The organism is Micromonospora sp. NPDC126480, assembly GCF_040302465.1.
Lineage (GTDB): Bacteria > Actinomycetota > Actinomycetes > Mycobacteriales > Micromonosporaceae > Micromonospora.
In genome coordinates, this window is the sequence record NZ_JBEORU010000004.1 from 181,595 (window position 1) to 205,766 (window position 24,172).

A 24,172-nucleotide genomic window follows, 5' to 3' on the forward strand; every position below is an offset into this window, starting at 1 on the left:
TGCGTTGGTGTCGCGTGTCGGCACCGTCCGTAGCGAGGTGACGGCATGAGCACCACCCACACCGGGCACCCGAGGATCCCGGCCAGCCGCCAGGCACCGGACCTGACCGACCCCGAGCTGAGCCGCTTCGACATCGTCCGGGAGGGCGCGCGCCGGGACGACATCGAGATCGTCCACTACGAGCCGCAGTTCGTCCCGGGCAGCAAGGCCGAGCGGCGGATGACCCGTACGGTCGCATCGTTCTTCCTGCTCACCGGCCTCGCCGCCACCGCCTTCCTGGCGGTCTACATCTGGTGGCCGTGGGAGTACGCTCCGGGCCGCGGCGGCGACAAGTGGTACACGCCGCTGCTCGGCGTGACCCTGGGCATCGCCCTGCTCGGCATCGGCTTCGGCATCCTCACCTGGGGCAAGAAGCTGCTGCCGAAGGAGGTGTCGATCCAGGACCGGCACGAGGGCGTGGTCAACGAGGACGACCGTGCCATCACCGGCCAGACGATGCTCTACATGGCCGACGAGCTGGGTGTGAAGCGCCGCCCGCTGCTCGGCATCTCGCTGCTGGCCGGTCTCGCGCCGGTCGGCGCGGTGGCCGCGGCGCCGCTGGTGGGCGGGCTGATCTCCGACCCGCACAAGAACAACCAGATGTTCCGGACCGGCTTCGCGCCGGCCGAGAACGGCACCAAGGTTCGGCTGGTCCGCGAGGACGGCCGGCCGGTGCGACCCGCTGACGTCAGCGCCGGCGGCCAGATCACCGTGTTCCCCGGTATCGACCACGGGGTGAGCAACCGGCACGCGGACTCCCCGACGCTGCTGATCCACCTGCGTGACGAGGACGCGCAGGAGTCGCGCCGCAACAACGAGCGCGAGGGCCACGGCGACTACATGTGGGGCAACTACGCGGCCTACTCGAAGATCTGCACGCACGCCGGCTGCCCCGCCAGCCTGTACGAGCAGCAGACCAACCGGCTGCTCTGCCCGTGCCACCAGTCCCAGTTCCTCATCACCGACAACGCGAAGCCCATCTTCGGCCCGGCCAGCCGGCGGTTGCCGCAGCTGCCGATCGAGGTCGACGCCGAGGGCTACTTCGTCGCCAAGTCCGACTACACCGAGACCGTCGGGCCCGACTTCTGGGAGCGGCCGTGAAGCGGCGCAAGTTTGACAGGGCAGCCGTCCCGGGCAACATCGCCCGGGGGGTGGACGACCGGTTCCAGGTGGCCACCCCGCTGCGTCGGCTGCTGAACAAGGTCTTCCCGGACCACTGGTCCTTCCTGCTCGGCGAGATCGCGCTCTTCTCGTTCATCGTCCTGCTGCTGACCGGCGTCTTCCTGACCTTCTTCTACGAGCCGGCGATGACCGAGGTGGTCTACAGCGGCAGCTACGCCCCGCTGCGGGGCACGCCGATGTCGGCCGCGTACGCCTCCAGCCTGGACATCTCGTTCGATGTCCGCGGTGGTCTGGTCATGCGGCAGATGCACCACTGGTCGGCCCTGCTGTTCATGGCCGCCATCGTGGTGCACATGCTGCGGGTCTTCTTCACCGGCGCGTTCCGCAAGCCGCGTGAGACCAACTGGATCATCGGCTCGCTGCTGTTCTGGGTGGGCTTCCTCGCCGGCTTCACCGGCTACTCGCTGCCGGACGACGGCCTCTCCGGCACCGGCCTGCGGATCGCCTCGGCGATCATGCTGTCGATCCCGGTGATCGGCTCCTGGCTCACCTCGTCGATCTTCAGTGGTGAGTTCCCCGGCACGATCATCATCAGCCGCTTCTACATCGCCCACGTGCTGCTGATCCCGGGCCTGCTGGTGGCCCTGATCAGCGTTCACCTCGGCCTGGTGTTCAAGCAGAAGCACACCCAGTGGCCCGGCCCCGGCCGGACCAACGGCAACGTGGTCGGCGAGCGGATGTTCCCGCGGTACGCGCTGAAGCAGGGCGGCTTCTTCATGGTCGTCTTCGGCGTGATCGCACTGATGGGCGGATTGTTCCAGATCAACCCGATCTGGCTGTTCGGCCCGTACGAGGCGTGGGTGGTCTCGGCCGCCAGCCAGCCGGACTGGTACGTCATGTTCCTCGACGGATCCACCCGGCTGATGCCCGCCTGGGAGATCAACATTCCGATCGGCGACGGGTACGTGATCCCGCCGCTGTTCTGGCCGACGGTCGTCCTGCCCGGCATCCTTGTCGCGTTGTCAACGCTCTACCCGTTCCTCGAGGCCCGGCGTCTCAAGGACTACCGGAGCCACAACCTGCTCCAGCGGCCGCGCGACGTCCCGGCCCGCACCGGGCTGGGCGCCATGGCGGTGGCCTTCTTCCTGGTGCTGACCCTCTCCGGGGCGAACGACGTCATCGCCGACAAGTTCCAGATCAGCCTCAACGCGATGACCTGGGCCGGCCGGGTCGGTCTGCTGATCCTTCCGCCGCTCGCGTACTACGTCACCTACCGGATCTGCCTGGGCCTCCAGCAGCACGACCGGGAGGTTCTGGCCCACGGTGTCGAGACCGGCATCATCCGGCGGCTGCCGGACGGCCGGTTCGTCGAGGTCCACCAGCCGCTCAGCGCGGGCGACCACGACGGGCACGGCGAGCTGGAGTACGCCGGCTGGGTCGTCCCGAAGAAGATGAACCGGCTCGGTGCCCTCGGGCCGGCGATCCGGGGCTTCTTCTACCCGATCGAGAAGCCGGCCGAGGCGCCGGTGTCGCCGGGCCACCCGCCGGTCGAGGCCCGCGGTGACCGGGAGGAGATCGGCAGCGGCGAGCGCCGCTGACCCCCGCACCCTCGCGTGGCGCCCGCCGGAACATCCGGCGGGCGCCACGGGCGTTCCCGGACGGGTGACGACGGAGGAATAACCCCGGCCAGTCGGGTATCCGTGCGGTCCAACGTCTCAAGGGGGGGAAGCATGTTGGGAATCAAACGCCTTGGCCTGCTGGCCGCGCTGGTGCTGGTGGGTATCGCACCCGCCGCGGCCGCTCAGGCCGCGGTGCAGCCGTCACAGCAGGACCGGCAGTACCTGGAGGCGATTCACCAGGTCAACCTGTTCGAGATCACCGCTGGTGAGCTGGCCCAGCAGAAGGGCCAGGCCCAGGGGGTGAAGGACCTGGGTGAACGGTTCAAGACCGACCACACGCAGGTCGACCAGTCGGTCCAGGAGGTCGCCAACCAGCTCGGCGTCGACCTGCCGAGCGAGCCGACGGCGGACCAGCAGGACATCCTCGACCAGCTGAACAACGCCAGCGGCGAGGAGTTCGACCGGCTCTGGGTGACCAACGAGCTGACCGGTCACGTCCAGGCCATCCAGGCCACCCAGACGGAGATCTCGCAGGGCTCGGCGCCGGAGGTGGTGCAGCTGGCGCAGACCGCGCTGCCGATCCTGCAGGCGCACTACGACGCCCTGGTGGAACTGGCCAACCAGCTCGGCATCCCGGTTCCGCAGGCCAGCGGCACCGCCACACCGGGCCCGGGTGGCACCACTCCGGCTCCGGGTGGCACCACCCCGGCTCCGGGCGGCACCACCGAGTCGCCGGCTCCGGGCGGTGGCACCACCACCGAGACGCCGGCTCCGGGCGTGAGCTGACGCCGGACAGGTGACACGGCGGCCGGTCCACCTCCGGGTGGGCCGGCCGTCACGTGCGCCGGGCACGATGGTCAGTCGGCGTTGGCGAGGCCGATCGCGAAGGCCTCCTCCAGGTCGTGCTGCGAGTACGCGCGGAACGCGATGTGGGACTCCGTGTTGAGCACGCCCGGGACCTTCGAGATGCTCCCGGCGATCACCTTGGCGATCTGCTCGAACTCCCGGACCCGGACCATGGCGATGAGGTCGACGTGCCCGGCCACCGAGAAGACCTCGCTGACGCCGGGAAGGGCGGCCAGGGCCTCGGCCACCTCGGGGATGGAGTCGGTGGCGCAGTCGATCAGCACGATCGCGGTGATCACGGGACGTTTCTCCGTTCGTCGGCGTCGTGGCTCATGCTAGTCGGCCGGCTGGCCGCTCGACTCCGACCGTGAGATCGTCGCCCGCGCGGATCGCCTCCCGCAGGTGCTCACCGGCGCGGACGGTCGCGCCGGGCCAGACCACGGCGCGGGTGACCGCGCCGCGCACCACCGCGCCGGCCCCGACGACCGCCTGCCGGCACCGGCCGGTCACCGAGGCGGTCGGGTCGACCAGGGTGCCGCCGCCGGCGGCATGCAGGTTGGCGGCGAGGTAGTCGGCCGGCGTGCCGGTGTCGTAGAACGTGCCCGGGTAGGGCACGACCGTCAGCTCGCCGGCCGCCTCCGCGGGCCGCCACACGGCACGGACGAGGTCGCCGAACTCGACCGGCAGGTCACCGACCCGCCGCCACGGCAGCAGGGAGAACCCGGTGAAGTCGTGACCGTCGAACGTGCCGGGTGCGGCCGGGTCCGCGGCCGGCTGGCCGAGCAGGCGTACGGTCTCACCGTCCCAGTCGCGCAGCAGCGCGGCGATGTCCGGCCCGGGTGGGCGGTCCGGGTCGCTGAGGTACGCGTCGGCGTTGCCCACCAGCACGCCCCGCCCGCCGATCCAGTCCCGCAGCTTCGCCACCCCGCCGGCGGTGCCGAGCGGGCCGTCGGGCTCCACCGACAGGTGCGCGCGGTCGCCGACGTGGCCCACCACCTGCCCGGCAAGGTAGCTGGCGTTGACCGCGACCCGGTCGGGCCCGGTCAGGCCGAGACCGGCGAGGCGGGCCAGCGCCCGGTCCAGCAGCGGGACGTTCCCGACGGGGCAGAGCGCCTTGGGCACCCGTTCGGTGAGCGGACGCAGCCGGGTGCCCTCGCCGGCGGCGAGGATCACCGCGCAGACGCTCTTGCGGGTCACGGGCGGACGTCGGGCACCGGCGGCGGGAACGTGCCCGCCAGCGGCCCGATGTCGTAGTAGCCCAGCAGGCGTGCCGTGGGCCAGGTCAGCCGCGGCAGGTCGTCCAGCGGGTGCCAGGCGGCCTCGAAGACCTCCGCGCCGTCGACCTTCAGGGCGGTGGTCGAGGCCGGCACGTCGACGGTGAACACCACGTCCACCCAGCCCTTGTCATGGACGATCGCGTTCGGCACCGCCGGGCGCAGCTCCCGGGGGGACAGCCGGATCCCGGTCTCCTCGTACAGCTCGCGGGCCGCGCCGACCACCGGTGCCTCCCGCTTCTGCAGCAGCCCCGCCGGCAGCGTCCAGCCGTTGCCGGGCGGCTGGCGCAGCAGCAGCAGCCGGCCCGCCCCGTCGGCCTCGGCGTCCCGGACCAGGGTGACCGCGCCGACGATGTACTTCGGCACGGCCAGCCGGACCAGGCGACGCCGCACCGGCAGCGGTAGCCGGTAGAAGACCTGGTACGCGACGGCACGTCCGGTGACGCGCGAACGGGGGATCATTCGTCCAGGCTAGTTGGAGCGAGGAAAGTTCGGACGGCCCGGGGCCGGACCGGTCACTGCCGGTGGTCGACCAGGTCGATGAGCTGCTGGACCACGGTGTCCGGCTCGATGACCCGATCGAAGACCGCGACCAGCATCGTCTCCAGGTCGGGGTAGCCGAGTTCCTCGGAGAGCCGCAGCAGGGGGAGGTCACTGGCGAGCCCGCGGTCGTGCTTGCGCAGCGCCAGCCCGATGGTGGCCCGGCCGAGTCGGACCTTGTCGGTGATGGAGATGCCGGGCTCGGTGTGATCGGCGAACCAGCGGGTGATCTGCATCTGCGCGTGCGGCGACTTGACGAAGCCCAGCCACTCCTTGCGCGGGCCGCGCGGGGCGGTGTCGAGGCCGTTGGCGACGTCGTCGGTCTCGGTGAAGATCTCCACCACGTCGCCGTCCTCAAGACAGGAGGAGAGCGGGGCGAGCCGGCCGTTGATGCGGGCGGCCAGGCAGTGGTCGCCGCGCTCGGTGCCCAGCTCGTACGCGAGGTCCACCGGTGTCGCGCCGGCGGGCAGCACGACCTGGCGCCCGTCGGCGAAGACCTGGATCTGCGCCTCGGCGAGATCGCAGCGCAGCGACTCCAGGAACTGGGCCGGGTCGGCGGTCTCCTGCTCCCAGTCCAGCACCCGGCGCAGCCAGTCCAGCTGCTCGGCGCGTACGGCGGCGCCCGCCCCGGCGCGCGGGAAGCGGTAGCTGGCGGCGATGCCGTACTCGGCGGAGCGGTGCATCTCCTCGGTGCGGATCAGCACCTCGACCGTGCGGTCCTTCGGGCCGCAGACGCTTGTGTGCAGGGACCGGTACAGGTTGTTCTTCGGGGAGGCGATGTAGTCCTTGAAGCGGCCGGGCACCGGGCGCCACGTGCCGTGGATCGCGCCCAGCGCGGCGTAGCAGTCGGTGGCGGGACCGTCCACGATGACCGCGATGCGGGGCAGGTCGTACGGGGTGGGGTGGCCACCGGCCACGGTGTCCTTCCAGATCGAGTAGAGGTGCCGCGGCCGGGGTGTCACCTCGGCGGTCACCCGGCTGCGGCGCAGCGCGGTCTTCGCCCGCGCGACCACCTCCGCCAGGTACGCGTCCCAGCCCGGCCGGTCGTGCACGTGCCGGGCGATGCGGCCGTGCTCCTCCGGTTCGAGATGCAGCAGCACGACGTCGTCCAGCTCACGCTTGAGGGTCTGGATGCCCAGCCGGTCGCAGAGCGGGACGAGCACCTCCTGGGTCTTGCGTGCGATGCGCTCCCGGGACGCGGCCGAGCGGACCCCGAGGGTGCGCATGTTGTGCAGACGGTCCGCCAGCTTGATGATCAGGACCCGGACGTCCTTGCCGGCCGCGATGATCATCTTGCGGACGGTCTCGGCCTCGGCGACCTGCCCGTAGAACGCCTTGTCGAACTTCGTCACCCCGTCGACCAGGTGGGCCACCTCCGGCCCGAAGTCGTCGGCGAGCGCCTGGAGGGTGTAGCGGGTGTCCTCCACGGTGTCGTGCAGCAGCGCCGCGACCAGGGTGATGGTGTCCATGCCGAGGTCGGCGCAGATCTGGGCGACCGCGAGGGGATGGGTGATGTAGGGCTCGCCGCTCTTGCGGAACTGCCCGCGGTGCATCGTCTCGGCGATCGTGTACGCCCGGCGCAGCACCGACGGCTCGGTGCCGGAGTGGATGGACCGGTGCGTGCGGACCAGGTGGCTGACCGGGTCGGTGTCGGCGGTGGGCCAGGCCAGCAGCGAACGCAGACGGCGGGTCAGCGGCAGGTCACCCGGCTGGGTCGGAAGCGCGCCCCCGAGGGCGGCGCCGTGTCCGGCGTCGACGTCCACGAGGGACACCTCCTCACCCCGGCCCCGCGGCGGCAACCGGGAGCAGGCCCACGAAACGGGCAGGACTGCACTTCCTTAACAGCGTAAGCGAGTCGACGTAGTCCGATCGGTCACTTGGTCATGAGCGTTCGGTCGAGAGTTGGTGGGACGCGGCGCTCTCGGCCTTCGTCAACAGGGCCCGGAAGCGGCCCGCACCGGCCACCGGGGACGCCCAGCCGGAGGACATCTCCACCAGCCGGGTCTCCGGACGCTCCAACCAGGACAGGATGCGTTCGGTCTCCTCCGCCGAGGCCGCCGGGACCGGACCGTGGCCGGGCACGACGGTCTCCGCGGTGGCCCGGATCGCGGCGATCGTCGGTCGCGGATGGACACCGGGCGGTGACACCCCGGCACCGGCGAGCCGCCCGTGCCGCACCAGCGCCAACTCCCATCCGCCGCCCGCGGCGGGCCGGGCGGCGGCCAGCTCGGCGATGCCGGTCAGCGCGGCGAGCCGCTGCATGCGTGACGCCGCGCGCAGCACGGCGGCCAGCCGGGAGCGCACCACCGCGGCCTCCTCGTAGCGACGCGCGTCGGCGAGCACCTCGATCCGGGCGAGCAGCGCGTCCACCACCACCTGCGGGTCGCTGGCGGTGGCGGCACGGAACGGCGTGACCGCGCGGGCCGCGTACTCGTCGGGGGTGATCCGGTGCTCGCAGGGCGCCGGGCAGCGACCCAGCTCGGCCAGCGCGCAGGCCGGCGTGACCGTCCGCACCGACAGCCGGTGGGTGCACTGCCGCAGCGGCACCGCGTCGTGGAAGGCCGCCGCGGCCAGCTCCGCGGCCCGACGGGAGGTGAACGGCCCGAGGTAGGCCTCGTCGCCCGGGGCCAGGCCGCGGACCACCGACAGCCGTGGGTACGGCTCGTCGGTCAGCTTCAGCCAGACGACCCGCTCGGGGAACTTGGACCGCCGGTTGTACGGCGGGGCGTGCGCGCCGATCAGCCGCAGCTCCCGCACCTCCGCCTCCAGCGAGTGGGCGCACTCGACCGCCTCCACCCGCTCGGCCGCCGCCAGCATCTCCGAGATGCGGGCCCGCTTCTCGGCGGCGGTGAAGTAGCTGCGCACCCGGGTGGCGATGTCGACCGAGGTGCCGACGTAGAGCGGACGGTCGTCGGCGCCGCGGAAGATGTACACCCCCGGAACCTTGGGCAGCCCTTCGGCCAGGTGCCGTTTGCGGCGCTGCGTCGGGGTGACCGCCCGGGCGAACTCGATCGCCTCGCCGATCGTGTGCACCCGGTGGCCGCCGAGGCGGGCGATCAAGCCGTGCAGCACGTCGACGGTCGCCTTGGCGTCGTCGAGCGCGCGGTGGGTGGGCTGGGTGGCGGTGCGGAAGTACGCCGCGAGGGTGCCGAGCTTGCGGTTGGGCACCTCGTCCCGGGTGAGCACCCGCCGCGCCAGGGCGGCGGTGTCCAGCACCCGGGGGCTCGGCCAGCGGTAGCCGTGCGCGGCGCACGCCGCCTTGAGGAACCCGACGTCGTACGGGGCGTTGTGGGCCACCAGGACCGCGTCGGCGGAGAGGAACTCCAGGAAGCTCGGCAGGACCTGCTCGATCGGCGGGGCGGGCAGCAGCATCGCCTGCGTGATGCCGGTGAGCACGGTGATGAAGGGCGGGATCGGCACACCCGGATTGACCAGGGTGGCGAGCACCCCCAGCTCCTCGCCGCCGCGCACCTTCACCGCGCCGATCTCGGTGATGCCGCCGCCGTCCGGTGCCCCGCCGGTGGTCTCCAGGTCGACCACCACGAACGTGGTGGCGTAGAGCGGCAGCTCCGGGTCGACGCCGCCGACCGCCGGGTCGAGACCGGCCAGCGACTCCTGGACGTACTCCTGTTGTGCCATCGGCGGCACGCTAACCGTCCCGTCCGACACTTCCGCCCCAGCGGTGCCGCCGGCCCCTCCCGCCACCTAAGATGAGAGATCAGCTCACTCGCTGGGCGGTAGGCCCGGTCGCGGTGGGAGACTTGCCACATGCCCCTCGCCGATCCGTACGACGACCACCTCCCCGGGGAGGAACCGGTCGCCGCTGCGCCGGGCACGGGCGGCGAGGGTACGGGGGGCACCCTCGACGACCCGGTCGCGGCCGGCGTGACCCTGCCGGCCGCCGACCCCGCCGGCGGTGGTGCGGCCGCGTCCGGCGTGCCCGCCGGCGAGGCCGCCGAGGGCGGCGGACCGGAGCCGGAGCCCGTCCTGCCCGAGCCGGTCCGCCAGCGGATCGTGGCGCTCGCCGCCGCCGTGCTGCCCGGCCTTCCCGCCGAAGAGGTGCCGGTCCCGCTGCGGCGGGTGGCCAAGTTCGCCCCCAACCGCCGCGCCCGCCTGGGCGCACCGGCGATCGCCGCCCAACTGACCGCTGACCCGCTGTTCCGCCAGCGCGTCGCCGCCCGGGTGCTCAGCGACGCGGGCGACCTGGGCGCCGCGGTGGTCGAGGGCACCGCACCCGCCGCCGCCGATCCGGTGGAGGTGGCGGCCCTGGCGTACCTCGCGCGGCCGCAGGGCTGGCGGGAGCTGATCGACGCCAGTGGCGCGGCGGTCCGCGCCGAGGCGGACAGCGCGGTGGTCGCCGAACTGGTCCGCGAGGCCGAACAGCGGGCCACCCGCGCCGAGCACGACCGGGCGGTGGCCCGGGTGGAGGCGGAGAAGCTGCGCGACGAACTGGCCCGCGTCCGCGAGGAGCTGGGACAGCTCCGCGAGGAGTCGCGGCAGCTCGCGCGCTCGCTGCGCGAGACGCAGGCCCGGGAACGCAAGGCGACCGAGATGCTCGCCACCGAACGCGGCCGGGCCGCCCGGGCGGCGGCCGACGCCGACGCGGAGCTGCGTCGGGCCCGGGCCCGGCTGGCCGAGGCCGAGGCGGCGGCCGGTGTGGCGCGGGCCAGCGCCAAGGAGGCCCGGTCGGTGGACGACGCCCGGCTGTGGCTGTTGCTGGAGACGATCGGCCAGGCCGCCGTGGGTCTGCGGCGCGAGTTGGCGCTGGACCCGGTGGACAAGCTGCCGGCCGACTTCGTCGCCGATGCCTTCGCCGACCAGTCCGGCACCACCGCGGCCGGCACCGCGGCCCGCGCCCGGGACACCGACGACCCGGCCCGGCTGGATCAGCTGCTCGCCCTGCCCCGGGCGCACCTCGTGGTGGACGGCTACAACGTCACCAAGCGCGGGTTCGGCGAGATGTCGCTGGAGCAGCAGCGCAAGCGCCTGATCACCGGGCTGGGCGGGATCGCCGCGCAGACCGGCGACGAGGTCACGGTGGTGTTCGACGGCGCGGAACGGATGCACGGACTGCCGCCGACCCCGCGTGGCGTACGGGTGCTCTTCTCCAGAAAGGGGGAGACCGCCGACGAGCTGATCCGCCGCCTCGTGCGGGCCGAGCCGTCGGGCCGCCCGGTGGTGGTGGTCTCGTCGGACCGCGAGGTCGCCGACGGGGTACGCCGGCACGGTGCCTACCCGCTCGGCGCCGACTCGCTGCTGCGGCGCCTCGCCCGCTCCTGACCGCGCCGGCTCGGCTCCCGTCGCCGGCCCGGAGCACTCCGGACCGCGTGGCCGCCCCCGGAACGGACCTGCCGTGAGCAACTTCGGGGAAGATGCTGTCTCGTTCGCACGGGAGGCAGCATCTTCCCCGAAGTTGCCGGCGGCCCTCGCCGGTCGAGGTGCCTCGAGCTTCAGCCCGCTCGGGCGCCCCCACAGGGTCGTTTCCTTCCCTGGTCTCCGGATGGCCGCCGCTTGTCCGGTTCATGTCGTACCCCGCCGTTAGCGTCGATGTGACCGACGGTGGCCGGGTGGCGACGCGCCCCCCGCCCGCCGCCAGCCCTGACAGGGAGACGACGATGCTCATCGACTGCGACCGGTGCGGCGTCCAGGGCGCCGGCTGCTCCGGCTGCCTGGTGACCGCCCTGTTCGACGAGGGGTCGCCCGCTCTCGGCGCCGCCGAGGCCCGGGCGGTGGAGGTGTTCGCCCGGGCCGGCTTCGACGTGGAGGTGCTGCCCGAGCCGTCCAGTGTCCCCACTCACGGTGCTCCCGCGCGTGCCCGGGCCCGCCGTCGGCGGGTCGCCTGAGTGGATCCTCGGCCCGCCACCGGGCGGAGGCCGAGCGGGCCGGCGCCGGGGCGGAGCCTGGCCGGCGCGGGGCTTGGGCCGGGCGCACCCGACGCCGTCCGCGCGTCCGTCGAGGTGGCGCCGGGCGTGGAGCCGCAGGGGGTGCGGTGCCGGAGCCAGGAGCGCCGACGCCGCAGGGCCGGAGCCGTGGGGACCGCCGCCGTCGCGGCGGGCCGGCGCACTACGATGGGCGGTCACGACGGGAGGAGCGGCATGACGCGGGTGCGGCGCGGTGACGGCAGGCCCATCGCGATCGCCGGCGTCCCCGGCCGGGAGGCGCTGCGGTGAGCCCCCGCGCCTGGGCACTGCTGACGCTTGTGGGGCTTGTGGTGGCGCTGGGCGTCGCCGCCGCGGTGCTGATCCCGTGGCAGCGCCCGCCGGCCCCGCGCGCCGACCAGCTGGCCGCCCTGCGGGACCTGCCCGCCGACCAGGTGGCCCGGGGCCGGGAGTTCCGGGCGGCCCTGCGGCCCGGCGGCTGGGCCGCGATCGGCGTCGGCCTGCTGGTGGCGCTCGCGCTCGGCCTCACCCCGCTGGGCAGCCGCCTGGTCGAGCTGGCCGGGCGCCCCCTCGGCGGGCACTGGATCGCCGAGGCGGTGCTCGGCGGGCTCGCCGTGGTGCTCGTCGCCGATCTGGTCACGCTGCCCTTCGCCGCGTGGCGGCACGCCGTCCTGACCCGGTACGGGCTGGCCACCAACGGCTGGGGCGGCTGGACGGTCGACCTGCTCAAGTCGTACGCCGTCAGTGCCGTCATCGGCGCGGTCGCGCTGCTCGGCTTCTACTCGGTGATCCGCTTGGCGCCGCGCTGGTGGTGGGCCTTCGGCGCAGCCGGGGCCGCCGGCCTGGTGGTGCTGCTGTCGTTCGTGCTCCCGGTGCTGGTGGAGCCCGTGTTCAACCGCTTCACCCCGATGCCGCCGGGCCCGCAGCGCACCGAGCTGATGGACCTCGCCGCCCGCGACGGGGTACCGGTGCGCGACGTGCTGGTGGCCGACGCGTCCCGTCGCACCCGCGCGGTCAACGCCTACGTCTCCGGTCTCGGTCCGACCCGACGGATCGTCGTCTACGACACCCTGCTGCGCGAGGCCAGTCCGGCCGAGGTGACCGCGGTGGTGGCACACGAGCTGGGCCACGCCAAGGAACGGGACGTGGCGGTCGGCACCCTCACCGGCGCGCTGGGCGCGGCCGCCGCGGTCGTCGCGCTCTACCTGCTGGGCTCCTCGGGCCCGCTGCTGCGCCTGGCCGGCGTCGACTCGGTCGCCCAGCCGCGCGCGTTCCCGCTGCTGGTGGCGCTGGTAACAGTGGCCGGTCTGGTGTCCGCACCGGCGCAGGCCCTGATGTCCCGGCGGGTCGAGGCGCGCGCCGACGCGCACGCCCTGGCGCTCACCGGCGATCCGGTCGCGTTCGAGGCGATGCAGCGCCGGTTGGCGGGCATCAACCTCGCCGACCCCGATCCGCCCCGCCTGGAATACCTCTACTCCGCCAGCCATCCGTCGACGGTGGAGCGGATCGCGGCCGCCCGCGCCCACGCCCGGAAGGCCGGTGGCTGACGTGGGCCGCACCCTGCTGGTGACGAACGACTTTCCGCCCCGCCCCGGCGGCATCCAGTCCTTCGTGCACAACCTCGCCGTTCGCCAGCCCCCGGGTTCGGTGGTGGTCTACGCCTCCAGCTGGCGGGGCGCGGCGAAGTTCGACGCCGACCAACCCTTCGAGGTGGTCCGGGAACGCACCCGGGTGCTCCTGCCCACCCCGCTGGTCGCCCGGCGGGCGGCCCGGCTGGCCCGGGCGTACGACTGCGACACCGTGTGGTTCGGCGCGGCGGCGCCGCTCGGGCTCCTCGCCGCGGGCCTGCGCCGACGGGCCGGGATCCGTCGGATGGTGGCACAGACCCACGGGCACGAGGTCGGCTGGGCGGCCCTGCCCGGCGCCCGCGCCGCCCTGCGCCGCATCGGCCGCGGCGTCGACGTGACGACGTACCTGGGGGAGTACACGCGGGTCCGGCTGGACCGGGCGCTGCACGGCCTGACCGAGCTACGTCGCCTCGCCCCCGGTGTCGACGTGGACGCCTACCACCCCTCCGTCGACGGCGAGCCGGTGCGGGTACGGCTCGGGTTGACCGACCGCCCCGTGGTGGTCTGCGTGTCCCGGCTGGTGCCCCGGAAGGGGCAGGACATGCTGATCCGGGCGCTGCCGGAGATCCGTCGCCGGGTCCCGGACGCGGCGTTGCTTGTCGTCGGCGGCGGTCCGTACCGGGCGGCGCTGGAGAAGCTGGCCCGGCACGCCGGGGTCGAACGCGACGTGGTGTTCACCGGGACGGTGCCGGCGGCCGAGCTGCCCGCCCACTACGCGGCCGGCGACGTCTACGCCATGCCCTGCCGCACCCGCAACCGGGGGCTGGACGTGGAGGGGCTGGGCATCGTCTACCTGGAGGCCTCGGCGACCGGGCTGCCCGTGGTGGCCGGGGACTCCGGCGGCGCGCCGGACGCCGTCCGCGACGGCGAGACCGGTTACGTGGTGCGCGGGCGGGACGTGGCCCAGCTCGCCGACCGGGTGGCGACGCTGCTCGCCGACCGGGACCTGGCCCGCCAGTTCGGCGCCGCCGGTCGCGCCTGGGTCGAACGAGAGTGGCGCTGGGAGACCCAGGCCGCCCGCATGACCACCCTCCTCCACGCCTGACCCACTGACCCCCACCTCCGGTTGATCATGGACTTGTGGTGGGAACAGAGTGGGACAGACCGGCTCATACCGCCCACCACCACTCCATGATCGACGCGGAGGGTGGGGGTCAAGCCAGGCGGGCCAGGATGCGGTCGGCGGGTTCGGGGCGGCCGAAGTGCCAGCCCTGGCCGGCGTCGCAGCCGATCGCCCGCAGCCGGTCGGCCTGCCCGGCCGTCTCGACGCCCTCGGCGGTGACCGTCAGGTCCAGCGCGTGCGCCAGCGAGACAAGCGACGCGAGGATCCGCTCGTCCGCCCGGGCCTCCGGCGTCCGCAACCCGGCCACGAACTCCCCGGCCACCTTCAGCTCGGTCACCGGAAGCGCCCGCAGGTACGCGAGGTTGCTGTAGCCGGTGCCGAAGTCGTCGATGGCGATCCGGACGCCGAGGTCGGCGAGCGCCCGCAGCGTCTGCACGGGCTCCTCAGCGGTGCTCATCATGGCGCTCTCGGTGATCTCCAGCTGGAGGCGCTCCGGGGGCAGGCCGGTGTGGCGCAGCAGGTCGCGGACCTCCTGGACCAGCACCGGCCGGTGCACCTGCCGCACGGCCAGGTTCACGCTCACGAACGGCGCCCCGCCGCCGCCGGACCAGCCGCCCGCCGTGCGGCACGCCTCGGCGAGCACCCAGCCGCCGAGGGGCACGATCAGCCCGGTCTCCTCCGCCAGACCGATGAAGCGGTCCGGGCGCAGCACGCCCAGCTCCGGATGGCGCCAGCGCACCAGCGCCTCCACGCCGAGGAGCCGGCCGTCGTGCAGCGAGGTCAGCGGCTGGTAGTCGAGGAAGAACTCGCCGCGGTCCAGGGCGACCGGGATCGCCGCGGACAGCTCCTGGCGGGCCAGCTCCCGGTGGTCACGCTCGGCGTCGTACAGCTCCCAGCGGCCGCCGCCGGCCGCCTTGGCCCAGTGCAGGGTGCTGTCGGCGGCCCGCATCAGCTCGTTGGGCGAGGTGCCGACGATCTGCCGTTCCACGATCCCGATGCTGGTCCGCACGGTCACCTCGTGCCCCGCCACCACGGCCGGTTCGTGCAGGGCGGCCAGGGCCGCCTCGGCCACCGCGATCACGTCCCGGGTGCCGCCGGTGCGCTCGACCAGTACGACGAACGCGTCGCCGCCGAGCCGGGCGACCAGGTGACCGTCGAGGGCGGCCCGCAGCCGTTCGGCGACCGTGGTGAGCACGGCGTCGCCGACCCGGTGCCCGTACGAGTCGTTGACCCGCTTGAAGCGGTCCAGGTCGAGGAAACAGAGCCCGATCCGTTCGGTGCCCCGTCCCGGCACCTCGACGGCGGCGGCGAGGCGTTCGGTGAACAGCGTGCGGTTCGGCAGGTCGGTGAGCGGGTCGTGGGTGGCCTGGTGGCGGAAGTGGGCCTCGCTGACCCGCAGCGCCCGCTCGGCCTCCACCCGCGCGGTCATCGCGGCCCGCCGGATCGACTCCTGCTCGTCGAGCGTGCGGTCGCGCAGCGCCCGCGCGTAGCCGGTGGCGACCGCGGCGAGCAGCCGCGCCAGCCGGTCCTCCACGTCCTCGGCGACCAGCCCCAGGTCGCGCACCAGCCGCAGCTGGACGACCTCGACGGTACGCCCCAGCGCCTCGGCGGAGGCGATGTGCGCGGCCACCAGCTCGGCGCCCACCCGCTGGCCGGTCCGCAGGTCGAACGGCTCGGCGAGCAGGGCCGCCGCCAGCTGCCCGGCGAGGCGGCCCAGCAGCCCTTCCAGCTGTGCCTGGGCCATCGGCAGGTAGCTCGTCCCGGTGACGGCCTTCGCCCACGCCCGGGCGAAGGTCGCCGCCCCGGAGCCGGTCGCGGCCCCGGAGCCGGTCGTCGGGCCGGCCCGGGTCGGGGTGGCGGGTCGAGCCGTCGGCGGATCAGCCACCGAGCCGTCCCACCCCGCCGAGGAACCCCGAGCGCTCGGCGTCCTCCGCGCTGTCCGGCGACTCCGGGTGCCACTGCGGCACCCACACGACGCCCGGCTCGACCAGCTCGAAGCCGTCGAAGAGCCGGGTCAGCTCGGCCCGGCTGCGGATCCACAGCGGATTGTCGGTGCGCCGGTAGACCGCTTCGGCCTCGGCCCGCTCCTCGTCACCGCGCCCGTCGGCGCTGGCCTGCGACAGCACCAGCCAGCTGCCGGGGACGAGGGCGTCGCGCAGCGTCCGCAGCAGCTCGGCGGGACGGTCGTCGTCGGAGATGAAGTGCAGAACGGCGACGACCAGGACGGCGACCGGCTGGTCCAGGTCGAGCAGCCGGCGTACGTCGGGGTGGTCGAGAATCCGCTCGGGGTGGCGCAGATCCTCCTGGACCACTGTCGTCCCGTCCTCGCCGGCGAGGAGTTCCCGGCTGTGCGCGACCGCCACCGGGTCGACGTCGACGTAGACCACCCGGGCCTCGGGCGCGGCCCGGCGCGCGATCTCGTGGACGTTGCCGACGGTGGGGATGCCGGAGCCGATGTCGAGGAACTGCCGGACGCCGGCGTCGACGAGGAACTGCACCACCCGACGCAGGAAGGCGCGGTTCGCCTGGGCCATCAGCGGCGCCTCGGGGACGGCCGCGACCATGGCCTGCGCCGCCGCCCGGTCGACCGCGAAGTTGTGGGAGCCGCCGAGGTAGTAGTCGTACATCCGGGCGACGCTTGGGCGTTCGATGTCGATGTCCTCGGGTGCCCAGTCCGGCCGTCGCATGCCTCACCTCTTCGCCGCGCACGGCCCGCACCGCCCGCGGACCGCATTCCGCCCGGGGGAGACCATAGCGCGCCGCCGCGCCGGTCGAATACAGCGGTCGATGAAAAAGATCCGCGCCCGCCGTTGCGGCGGACGCGGGTCGGTGCGGCGGGTCAGAACTTCGGGGCGTCCGGCGCTTCGAGCAGGCCGAGCCGCAACGCGGTCATCAGCGCCTGGGCCCGGTTGGCCGCACCCAGCTTCTCGTAGAGCTTCGAGATGTGCGTCTTCGCGGTGGACTCGCTGACGAAGAGCTGCTTGGCGATGCCGGCGACGCTCATCCCGTCGGCGAGCAGCCGCAGCACCTGGCCCTCGCGCGGGGAGAGCTGCGGGCCGGACGGGGCCAGCCGGCGCTTCATCGCCTCAGCGAGGTCGGCGGCGGTGAACGCGCTGGGCGAGGAGGCGGCGTGCCGCGCGGCCGCGACCACCTCGTCGGCCGGGGCGGTCTTCGGGACGAAGGCGCTGGCACCGGCCTCCAGGGCGCCGAAGAGCTGGTCGTCGCCCGCGTACATGGTCAGCACCACGATGCCCATCGTGGCGCTGGACTTGCGCAGCGCGCGCGTGGCCTCCAGCCCGCTGCCGTCGGGGAGCCGCAGATCCATGATCACAACGTCCGGCTGGAGCGCGCCGGCCTGGCGGACGCCCTCGGCCGCCGTGGCGGCCTCGCCGACGACCTCGAACTGCCGGTCGCGCTCGAAGGCGTGCCGGAGACCCTTGCGGATCAGGTCGTGATCGTCGACAAGGAGGACCTTGGTGCGGGTAGCCGGTGTCGGTGTGGTCATCCTCGGGTTACTCCCCTTCTGCTGCTGCGCTGCCACGCACGTTATCGCGCCGGGGCGACGAACCGAGCACCACCGCCACGGTCGTGCCGCTCGGCTGCCGCGGCCTGATCTCCAATCGGCCCCGGATACGTTCCGCCCTCTCGGCCATGATCGCAAGACCGTAGTGTCCGTCGGTGCGCTGGTCACCGATGCCGTGACCGTCATCCGACACTTCGATCTGCGCGTACGGGGGGTCCACCTCGCAGGTGACCCAGAGATTCGAGGCGCCGGCGTGCTTGCGCGCGTTGGTCACCGCCTCCTGGGCGATGCGCAGCAGCTCGGCCTCTGTGGCGGCGGGGAGCCGGGCGGTCGACTCGTCCAGCGACAGGTGCACCCGCAGCCCGCCGGAGGCGCCGACGGTGCGTGCGTACTCGGCGATCGCCGCAGCCAGCCCGCCGTGCCGGTCCACCTCGCTGCGCAGCTCGAACAGGCTGAGCCGCAGCTCCGTGATCACCCGGGTGACCTCCTGGCGCAGCTGCCGCAGCGACTCAGCGGTCTCCTCGGCGTCGTCGTGCACGGTGGCCAGGGCGTTGTCGATGCCGTAGCCGACCATGACCAGCTCCTGGGCCACCCCGTCGTGGATCTCCCGGGCCAGCCGCTGCCGCTCCTCGTTGGTGGCCAGCGACCGCACCTCGTCGAAGAGCAGGGCCGCCTCCAGCCGCAGCGCCGCCGGCGAGGTCAGCGCGGTCACCCGGGACACGACCTCGGGCGGGTACGCGTGCGCGGCGTCCGCCTCGAGCACCACGAGCCCCACCGTGCGCACCCCGGCGACCAGCGGGACGATCAGCGCGGAGACGTCACCTCCGCCGTGCGAGCGGGCCTGCGAGCGGGCCGCGGTCTGCGGCTGCTGGCTGGCCCACGCGTCGGCGATGGCCGAGTCGGCGTCGAGCGTCGTCTCCCAGTCCACCCGGTCGGCGCCCGACTGGGCGAGCACCACCAGCCGACCGCCGCCGCTGGCGGACAGCACGGCCGCCCGGTCCGTCCGGGACACCGTGCGCAACTCCTCGAGCAGGTGCTCGGAGATGCCGCCCGGGTCGAGGGTGGCGCCGGGCAGCTGCCGGGCCACCGTGCGCAGCTGGGTGAGCAGCCGGGTGGCCTCCGCGTACGGCTGGGGCTTGCCGTCGCCCCGCGCCTGCATCACCCGGTGCAGCGTGCTCGCCGCGTACAGCCCGAGGGCGGCGAGGATGAGCCACTGGGCGCAGACGGCCAGGTAGCCGATCTGGGCGAGCTGCCGCCGGCCGTCGACCTCGGTCAGCGCGCCCGCCGCCAGCAGGGTGACCGCGGCGACGGCGAGCAGCGCCGCGCCCTCCCGGAACCTCCGGCGCAGCGCGGTGACGGTGACCGGCACGGCCAGGTACGGCAGCACCGCGGAGGCGCCCAGCCCACCGTTCGTCGCGCCGATCGTGGCGACGGAGGCGACCTGGCTCGCGGCGAGCCCGAGCACGACCACCTCGGCGCCCCGGCTGAGCGGCCCGAGCCGGGGGTGCGTCGGGGCCAGCACCGCCGGCAGCCCCGCCACGGCCAGCAGCGCGATCCACCACAGCTGGTCGACGTCGTGCGTGGCGAAGAGAGTGAGGACCGCGATCAGCGCCAGCATGACCACGCGCGCGGCGGTGGCGAGGGGATGCGGGCGCGGCAGGCCGGATGTCGAGGCGGGCACGTGACGGATCGTAGTCAGCTCCGGTAGATCTCGGCGATCTCCGCGGCGTACGACTTGTGCACGACCTGCCGCTTGACCTTGAGCGACGGGGTCAGCTCGCCGGTCGCCTCGGTGAAGTCCTGCGGGAGGATCCGGAAGACCTTGATCGCCTCGGCCTTGGAGACGGCCTGGTTGGCGAGGTCGATGGCGGTCTGGACCTCGGCCCGCAGCCCCTCGTGCTCGCGGAGCTGCTCGACCGGGGTGCCCGCCGGCAGGCCGGCCGACTCCAGCCACGCCGGCAGCGCCTCCTCGTCGACGGTGACAAGCGCGGCGATGAACGGCTGCCGGTCGCCGACCACCACGCACTGGCTCACCAGCGGGTGCGCCCGGACCTGGTCCTCGAGGACCGCCGGGGCGACGTTCTTGCCGCCGGCGGTCACGATGATCTCCTTCTTGCGGCCGGTGATGCGCAGGAAGCCGTCGCTGTCGAGCTGACCCAGGTCGCCCGTGCGGAACCAGCCGTCGGTGGTGAGCACCTCCGCGGTGGCCGCCTCGTTGCGCCAGTAGCCCTCGAAGACCAACTCGCCGGCGATGAGGACCTCGCCGTCGTCGTCGATCCGGATGGCCACGCCGGGCAGCGGCCGCCCGACGGTGCCGATCCGGGTGGCGCCGGGCAGGTTGGCCGACGCGGCGGGGGAGGTCTCGGTCAGGCCGTACCCCTCGCAGATGGTCACCCCGATGCCCCGGAAGAAGTGCCCGAGCCGGGCGCCGAGCGGAGCGCCGCCGGAGATGGCGTCGCGGCACCGGCCGCCGAGCGCCGCCCGTAGCTTGCGGTAGACCAGCCGGTCGAAGAGCGCGTGCTGCGCACGCAGCGCCAGGCCCGGGCCACCCGGGGCCTCCAGCGCCTCGCTGTACGCGATGGCGACGGCCTCGGCGCGGGCGAAGATCTTCCCCTTGCCGGCGGCCTCCGCCTTCTGCTTGGCGGCGTTGTAGACCTTCTCGAAGACCCGGGGGACCGAGAGCACGAACGTGGGCCGGACCGCCTGCAGCTCGGCGACCAGGTTCTTCGTGTCGGAGCAGTGCGCCATCGTGGCGCGTGTCTGCACGACGCCGATCTGGATCAGCCGGGCGAAGGCGTGCGCGAGCGGCAGGAACAGCAGGGTGGAGGCGCCCTCGCGGAACAGGTTCGGCAGCACCGGCACCGCGTTGGCGATGTCGGCGTACATGTTGCGGTGGGTCAGCATGCAGCCCTTGGGGCGTCCGGTGGTGCCACTGGTGTAGATGATCGTGGCGAGATCACCCGACCGCACCCCCGCCCGGCGCCGCTCGATCTCGGTCGGGTCGACCGACGCGCCCGCGGAGATCAGCTCGTCCACCGCGCCGACGTCGATCTGCCACACGTTCGCCAGCTCGGGCAGCCCGTCCCGGACGCCGGCCACCAGCGTGGCGTGCGCGTTGGTCTCCACAAGCGCGGCGACCGCCCCCGAGTCGGACAGGATCCAGGCGGCCTGCTCGGCGCTTGACGTCTCGTAGATCGGCACGGTGACCGCGCCGGCGGCCCAGATCGCGTAGTCGAGCAGCGTCCACTCGTAGCGCGTACGGCTCATCAGGGCGACCCGGGCGCCCGGCTGCACACCGGCGGCGACCAGGCCCCGGGCCACCGCCACCACCTCGTCGCGGAACTGCTGGCAGGTCACCTCGATCCGGGCGCCGTCGGGCCCGGAGCGGACGAACTGCACGGCGTCCGGGGCGACGTCGGCGTTGTCCCAGACCGGGTCGGTGAGGTTTGCCGAGTCGCCGACGGTGACGATCGGCGGGACGGAGAACTCGCGCACCTGCACTCCTCGTGCTCACACTGGCCGGGGGTCGGCCGCCACCTCGGGTCGGCTCTGTCGAAACCTACCCGGCCGACCGGGTGGGTGGCGCAGGCAGGTTCGTCACACCGCCGGGTAGCCTCCCCACATGGCGGACTCCTCCACCCAGTCGATCATCATCGGCGCGCCACCGGAACGGGTGGCGGCGGTCATCTGCGACTTCCCCAGCTACCCCGAGTGGACCGAGGCGGTCCGGCGGGTCGAGGTCGTCGAGGAGTACGAGGACGGCTACGCCAGTCAGGTGCGGTTCACCATCGACGCGGGCGTGCTGGCCGACGAGTACGTGCTGGCCTACGAGTACGCCGAGGACCTCACCCGCATCGAGTGGCACCTGGTGGCGCCCTCGAAGATGCAGCGGACGCAGCGCGGCTCGTACGACCTGGTGGGCAACGGGGACGGCACGACCACGGTGACCTACACGCTGGAGGTCGAGCTGTCGGTCGGGATGCTGGGCATGTTCCGTCGCAAGGCCGAGAAAATGATCATGGATACCGCGTTGAAGCAGCTCAAGCGCCGGGTAGAAGCACCCGGTGCGGCGCATTGACGCGGCCGCCGCGGTAGAGGAGCCGACCATGGGGGCAACGGATCCGGGTTCGGCCCGGGAAGAGGCGGAACTGCTGGTCGCCACGCTGCTGGCCACCGCGCGGCTGGCCGCGGCCGGCGGTGCCGGCGGCCCGTGGGGACCGCTGGGTGGGATCGTGTCGGGTGTCCTCGGTCACAGCGCCGGCCGTGGCGCGTCGGCCGGCGCGTCCGGGGGCGGTATCGCCACCGGTACGGCCGAATGCTGCGTCTGTCCGGTCTGTCGCGCGATCGTCGCCCTGCGCGACCCGAGTCCGGAGTTCGCCGAGCGTCTCGCCACCGGGGCGGGTGACCTGGCCGCCGGCGTCGCCAGCCTGCTGCGCGCGTTCGCACCGGCCGAGCCGGCCGAGCGGGTCGCCCACCCGGCGGAGTCCGCGGAGCCCGCCTCCGGGCCGGCGGAGCCCGCCCCGACGGCCCCCGACCGGACGCGGTCCGCCGGCCCGGCCTCCGGCGCCGGGGACCACGTGTGGCGCGAGGCCACCCGGAGCGGGCATGATTCTCCGTCGGCGCCCGACGGGGACGTCTGGTCCGCCGCCACCCGTGCGGAGGACGGGTCCCGTCCGGCCGCCGCACCGCCCGCCGACGCCGCCGGGCACGAGAGCGTACCGACGTCGGCCGGGCAGGCCGTGGTGCCCGCCGCCCGGGCGCCCGGCACCACCGGCGAGGACGGCCGGGGGCCGACGACGGCGCGACCGGCGTCGCGCCCGGACCGGGCGCCATGATCGGATACGCGTGAGCGGGCCGACACGCCCGGCGGAGTGCCGCCGGGACGGGTCCGATCGGGGTCGCGGCGGCGGGTGACCGGAGCGGCGGCGCCGTGGGCCGGGGCAGCACGACAGAGGGGAGTGGCAGCGGTGACGCTGACCATCGGAGTGGACGTCGGTGGCACGAAGGTGGCCGCCGGCGTCGTGGACGACACCGGCACGGTGCTCGTGCAGACCCGACGGGACACTCCCGCGGAGGACGTCGGAAAGACCCGGGACGTCATCATCGAGGTGGTGCAGGAGCTGGCCGCCGGGCGTTCGATCGAGGCGGTCGGCATCGGCGCGGCGGGCTGGATCGACGCGGGTCGCTCCACCGTGCTCTTCGCTCCGAACCTGGCCTGGCGCGACGAACCGCTGCGCGAGTACGTGAGCGCGGCCACCGGCCTGCCGGTGATCGTGGAGAACGACGCCAACGTGGCGGCCTGGGCCGAGTTCCGCTACGGCGCGGCCCGGGACGCCGACGACTCGATGGTCATGTTCACCATCGGAACCGGGGTCGGCGGCGGCATCGTCCTCGGCGGCCGACTGCTGCGCGGCGCGAACGGGGTCGCCGCCGAGCTGGGCCACATGATGACCGTGCCCGACGGCCACCTGTGCGGTTGCGGCCGGCTGGGCTGCATCGAGCAGTACGCCAGCGGCAGTGCCCTGGTGCGGTTCGCCCGGGCCGCCGCCCGCCAGGAGCCGCACCGCGCCACCGGGCTGCTCGACCTGGCCGGCGGTGACGCGGAGGCGATCACCGGCCGCATGGTCACCGCCGCCGCGCAGGGCGGCGACACCGTCTCCGCCGAGGCGTTCGCCCAGGTCGGCCGCTGGCTGGGCACCAGCCTCGCCGACATGGCGCAGATCCTCGACCCGCAGGTGCTGGTCGTGGGCGGTGGTGTCGTCGACGCCGGTGACCTGCTGATGGGTCCCACCCGCCGCTCCTTCACCGACGCGCTCGCCCAGCGCGGCCGGCTGCCGGTGGCCGAGATCCGCCCCGCCGAGCTGGGGAACACCGCCGGCGTCATCGGCGCCGCCGACCTCGCCCGCCGGATCTGAGGTGCCGGCGCGGGGTGACGGCGTGCCACTGCGCGTCGTCTCGTACAACATCCACAGCCAGCGCGACGACACCGCCGCCCTCGCCGCCGTGGTCCGCGCGGCGGCGCCGGACGTGGTGATCGTGCAGGAGGGGCCGCGCCGGTTCCGGTGGCGGCAGAAGTCCGCGGCGCTCGCCGAGTCGTTCGGCCTCGTCGTCGCGGCCGGCGGGCTGCCCGCCCTGGGCAACCTGTTGCTGACCAGCCTGCGCGTCCGGGTGACCGCCACCCGCTGCCAGCGGTTTCCGCTCACGCCGGGCCGGCACCTGCGCGGCGCCGCGTACGCCGACTGCCTGGTGGAGCGCGGTGCCCGGTTCACCGTCGCCGGCTCGCACCTGTCCACCGATCCGGCGGAGCGGCCGGCGCAGGCCGAGCTGTTCGCCCGCGGGCTGGCCGGGGCACCCGCCCCGGTCATCGCCGGAGCGGACCTGAACGAAGGGCCGGACGGGCCGGCGTGGGCGGCCGTCGCGGCCGGCCGCACCGACGCGGCGGTGGCGATGGACCGCGCCGACCGGCTCACCTTCTCCTGCGCGAGCCCCCGCCGCCGCATCGACGCCCTGTTCGTCGACCCGCGGATCACCGTGGTCGACTACGACGTGGTGGACACACCGCAGACCCGGCGGGCCAGCGACCACTTCCCGGTCCTGGTCGACCTGCTGCTGCCCGCCGCCGACTGAACGCCCGGCGCC

At 74.0% G+C, this 24,172-nt stretch carries 21 protein-coding genes; 11 read left to right on the forward strand and 10 right to left on the reverse strand.

Going from position 1 to position 24,172, the window contains the following annotated elements:
* Window positions 1-45: 45 nt before the first annotated feature.
* The 3 genes from qcrA (at window position 46) to ABTW87_RS05600 (ending at window position 3,566) form a co-directional block, all read left to right on the forward strand.
* The gene (gene qcrA / locus ABTW87_RS05590) at window positions 46-1,140 is read left to right on the forward strand and encodes a cytochrome bc1 complex Rieske iron-sulfur subunit (RefSeq protein ID WP_350648801.1); all 1,095 of its coding nucleotides are present in this window, start codon (window positions 46-48) and stop codon (window positions 1,138-1,140) included.
* Window positions 1,137-2,759, forward strand: coding sequence for a cytochrome bc1 complex cytochrome b subunit (gene qcrB, locus ABTW87_RS05595; RefSeq protein WP_350648803.1), 1,623 nt, complete (start codon window positions 1,137-1,139; stop codon window positions 2,757-2,759). Before qcrA ends, qcrB begins: the two co-directional genes overlap by 4 nt.
* Window positions 2,760-2,891: 132 nt before the next feature.
* Window positions 2,892-3,566: a DUF4142 domain-containing protein gene (locus tag ABTW87_RS05600; RefSeq protein ID WP_350648805.1), complete on the forward strand. Its 675-nt coding sequence runs from the start codon at window positions 2,892-2,894 to the stop codon at window positions 3,564-3,566.
* A gap of 71 nt (window positions 3,567-3,637) precedes the next feature.
* Here ABTW87_RS05600 and ABTW87_RS05605 read toward each other — a convergent pair whose 3' ends face one another.
* The 5 genes from ABTW87_RS05605 to ABTW87_RS05625 all read right to left on the reverse strand — a co-directional run bounded on the left by ABTW87_RS05605 (window position 3,638) and on the right by ABTW87_RS05625 (window position 9,079).
* The gene (locus ABTW87_RS05605; protein ID WP_350648806.1) at window positions 3,638-3,925 is read right to left on the reverse strand and encodes an Lrp/AsnC family transcriptional regulator; all 288 of its coding nucleotides are present in this window, start codon (window positions 3,923-3,925) and stop codon (window positions 3,638-3,640) included.
* Between the two features lie 31 nt (window positions 3,926-3,956).
* Window positions 3,957-4,823, reverse strand: coding sequence for a nucleotidyltransferase family protein (locus ABTW87_RS05610; protein ID WP_350648808.1), 867 nt, complete (start codon window positions 4,821-4,823; stop codon window positions 3,957-3,959).
* The gene (locus ABTW87_RS05615) at window positions 4,820-5,362 is read right to left on the reverse strand and encodes an NUDIX hydrolase (RefSeq protein WP_350648810.1); all 543 of its coding nucleotides are present in this window, start codon (window positions 5,360-5,362) and stop codon (window positions 4,820-4,822) included. Before ABTW87_RS05615 ends, ABTW87_RS05610 begins: the two co-directional genes overlap by 4 nt.
* Before the next feature lie 53 nt (window positions 5,363-5,415).
* Entirely contained in the window at window positions 5,416-7,203 is a 1,788-nt protein-coding gene (locus ABTW87_RS05620; RefSeq protein WP_350648986.1) for a RelA/SpoT family protein, read from the reverse strand.
* A gap of 118 nt (window positions 7,204-7,321) precedes the next feature.
* Window positions 7,322-9,079, reverse strand: a complete 1,758-nt coding sequence (locus tag ABTW87_RS05625) for a DEDD exonuclease domain-containing protein (protein WP_350648812.1) — start codon at window positions 9,077-9,079, stop codon at window positions 7,322-7,324.
* Window positions 9,080-9,208: 129 nt separating this feature from the next.
* Here ABTW87_RS05625 and ABTW87_RS05630 point away from each other — a divergent pair, with 129 nt between their 5' ends.
* From ABTW87_RS05630 to ABTW87_RS05645, 4 genes are all read left to right on the forward strand, one after another.
* Window positions 9,209-10,720, forward strand: a complete 1,512-nt coding sequence (locus ABTW87_RS05630; protein WP_350648814.1) for an NYN domain-containing protein — start codon at window positions 9,209-9,211, stop codon at window positions 10,718-10,720.
* 335 nt (window positions 10,721-11,055) lie between these two features.
* A complete protein-coding gene (locus ABTW87_RS05635) occupies window positions 11,056-11,283 on the forward strand; it encodes a hypothetical protein (protein ID WP_350648816.1) in 228 nt (75 codons plus the stop codon).
* A gap of 323 nt (window positions 11,284-11,606) precedes the next feature.
* The gene (locus ABTW87_RS05640; protein WP_350648818.1) at window positions 11,607-12,866 is read left to right on the forward strand and encodes a M48 family metallopeptidase; all 1,260 of its coding nucleotides are present in this window, start codon (window positions 11,607-11,609) and stop codon (window positions 12,864-12,866) included.
* Window position 12,867: 1 nt separating this feature from the next.
* Window positions 12,868-13,992, forward strand: coding sequence for a glycosyltransferase family 4 protein (locus ABTW87_RS05645; RefSeq protein ID WP_350648988.1), 1,125 nt, complete (start codon window positions 12,868-12,870; stop codon window positions 13,990-13,992).
* A gap of 109 nt (window positions 13,993-14,101) precedes the next feature.
* Here ABTW87_RS05645 and ABTW87_RS05650 read toward each other — a convergent pair whose 3' ends face one another.
* The 5 genes from ABTW87_RS05650 to ABTW87_RS05670 all read right to left on the reverse strand — a co-directional run bounded on the left by ABTW87_RS05650 (window position 14,102) and on the right by ABTW87_RS05670 (window position 21,028).
* Window positions 14,102-15,754: a putative bifunctional diguanylate cyclase/phosphodiesterase gene (locus tag ABTW87_RS05650; protein ID WP_350648990.1), complete on the reverse strand. Its 1,653-nt coding sequence runs from the start codon at window positions 15,752-15,754 to the stop codon at window positions 14,102-14,104.
* A 133-nt stretch (window positions 15,755-15,887) separates the two neighbouring features.
* Window positions 15,888-16,697: an SAM-dependent methyltransferase gene (locus ABTW87_RS05655; protein WP_350648820.1), complete on the reverse strand. Its 810-nt coding sequence runs from the start codon at window positions 16,695-16,697 to the stop codon at window positions 15,888-15,890.
* A 152-nt stretch (window positions 16,698-16,849) separates the two neighbouring features.
* Complete coding sequence (locus ABTW87_RS05660) at window positions 16,850-17,515, reverse strand: response regulator transcription factor (RefSeq protein WP_012014490.1); 666 nt, start codon at window positions 17,513-17,515, stop codon at window positions 16,850-16,852.
* Window positions 17,516-17,522: 7 nt separating this feature from the next.
* Window positions 17,523-19,214, reverse strand: coding sequence for a sensor histidine kinase (locus tag ABTW87_RS05665; protein WP_350648822.1), 1,692 nt, complete (start codon window positions 19,212-19,214; stop codon window positions 17,523-17,525).
* 14 nt (window positions 19,215-19,228) lie between these two features.
* The gene (locus tag ABTW87_RS05670) at window positions 19,229-21,028 is read right to left on the reverse strand and encodes an AMP-dependent synthetase/ligase (RefSeq protein ID WP_350648824.1); all 1,800 of its coding nucleotides are present in this window, start codon (window positions 21,026-21,028) and stop codon (window positions 19,229-19,231) included.
* A gap of 127 nt (window positions 21,029-21,155) precedes the next feature.
* Here ABTW87_RS05670 and ABTW87_RS05675 point away from each other — a divergent pair, with 127 nt between their 5' ends.
* From ABTW87_RS05675 to ABTW87_RS05690, 4 genes are all read left to right on the forward strand, one after another.
* On the forward strand, window positions 21,156-21,611 hold the full coding sequence (locus ABTW87_RS05675) for an SRPBCC family protein (RefSeq protein WP_350648825.1): 456 nt from the start codon (window positions 21,156-21,158) through the stop codon (window positions 21,609-21,611).
* Between the two features lie 28 nt (window positions 21,612-21,639).
* On the forward strand, window positions 21,640-22,368 hold the full coding sequence (locus ABTW87_RS05680) for a hypothetical protein (RefSeq protein WP_350648827.1): 729 nt from the start codon (window positions 21,640-21,642) through the stop codon (window positions 22,366-22,368).
* A gap of 132 nt (window positions 22,369-22,500) precedes the next feature.
* Window positions 22,501-23,448: an ROK family glucokinase gene (locus ABTW87_RS05685; protein ID WP_350648829.1), complete on the forward strand. Its 948-nt coding sequence runs from the start codon at window positions 22,501-22,503 to the stop codon at window positions 23,446-23,448.
* 1 nt (window position 23,449) lies between these two features.
* Window positions 23,450-24,160, forward strand: coding sequence for an endonuclease/exonuclease/phosphatase family protein (locus ABTW87_RS05690; protein ID WP_350648831.1), 711 nt, complete (start codon window positions 23,450-23,452; stop codon window positions 24,158-24,160).
* The last annotated feature ends 12 nt before the right edge of the window (window positions 24,161-24,172 follow it).

Bases quoted from the DNA above. Each gene is read 5' to 3' on its own strand.
- qcrA (WP_350648801.1), top strand. From the start codon at position 46: ATGAGCACCACCCACACCGGGCACCCGAGGATCCCGGCCAGCCGCCAG.
- ABTW87_RS05600 (WP_350648805.1), top strand. From the start codon at position 2,892: ATGTTGGGAATCAAACGCCTTGGCCTGCTGGCCGCGCTGGTGCTGGTG.
- ABTW87_RS05615 (WP_350648810.1), bottom strand. From the start codon at position 5,362: ATGATCCCCCGTTCGCGCGTCACCGGACGTGCCGTCGCGTACCAGGTC.
- ABTW87_RS05625 (WP_350648812.1), bottom strand. From the start codon at position 9,079: ATGGCACAACAGGAGTACGTCCAGGAGTCGCTGGCCGGTCTCGACCCG.
- ABTW87_RS05630 (WP_350648814.1), top strand. From the start codon at position 9,209: ATGCCCCTCGCCGATCCGTACGACGACCACCTCCCCGGGGAGGAACCG.
- ABTW87_RS05635 (WP_350648816.1), top strand. From the start codon at position 11,056: ATGCTCATCGACTGCGACCGGTGCGGCGTCCAGGGCGCCGGCTGCTCC.
- ABTW87_RS05650 (WP_350648990.1), bottom strand. From the start codon at position 15,754: ATGGCCCAGGCACAGCTGGAAGGGCTGCTGGGCCGCCTCGCCGGGCAG.
- ABTW87_RS05655 (WP_350648820.1), bottom strand. From the start codon at position 16,697: ATGCGACGGCCGGACTGGGCACCCGAGGACATCGACATCGAACGCCCA.
- ABTW87_RS05660 (WP_012014490.1), bottom strand. From the start codon at position 17,515: ATGACCACACCGACACCGGCTACCCGCACCAAGGTCCTCCTTGTCGAC.
- ABTW87_RS05675 (WP_350648825.1), top strand. From the start codon at position 21,156: ATGGCGGACTCCTCCACCCAGTCGATCATCATCGGCGCGCCACCGGAA.
- ABTW87_RS05680 (WP_350648827.1), top strand. From the start codon at position 21,640: ATGGGGGCAACGGATCCGGGTTCGGCCCGGGAAGAGGCGGAACTGCTG.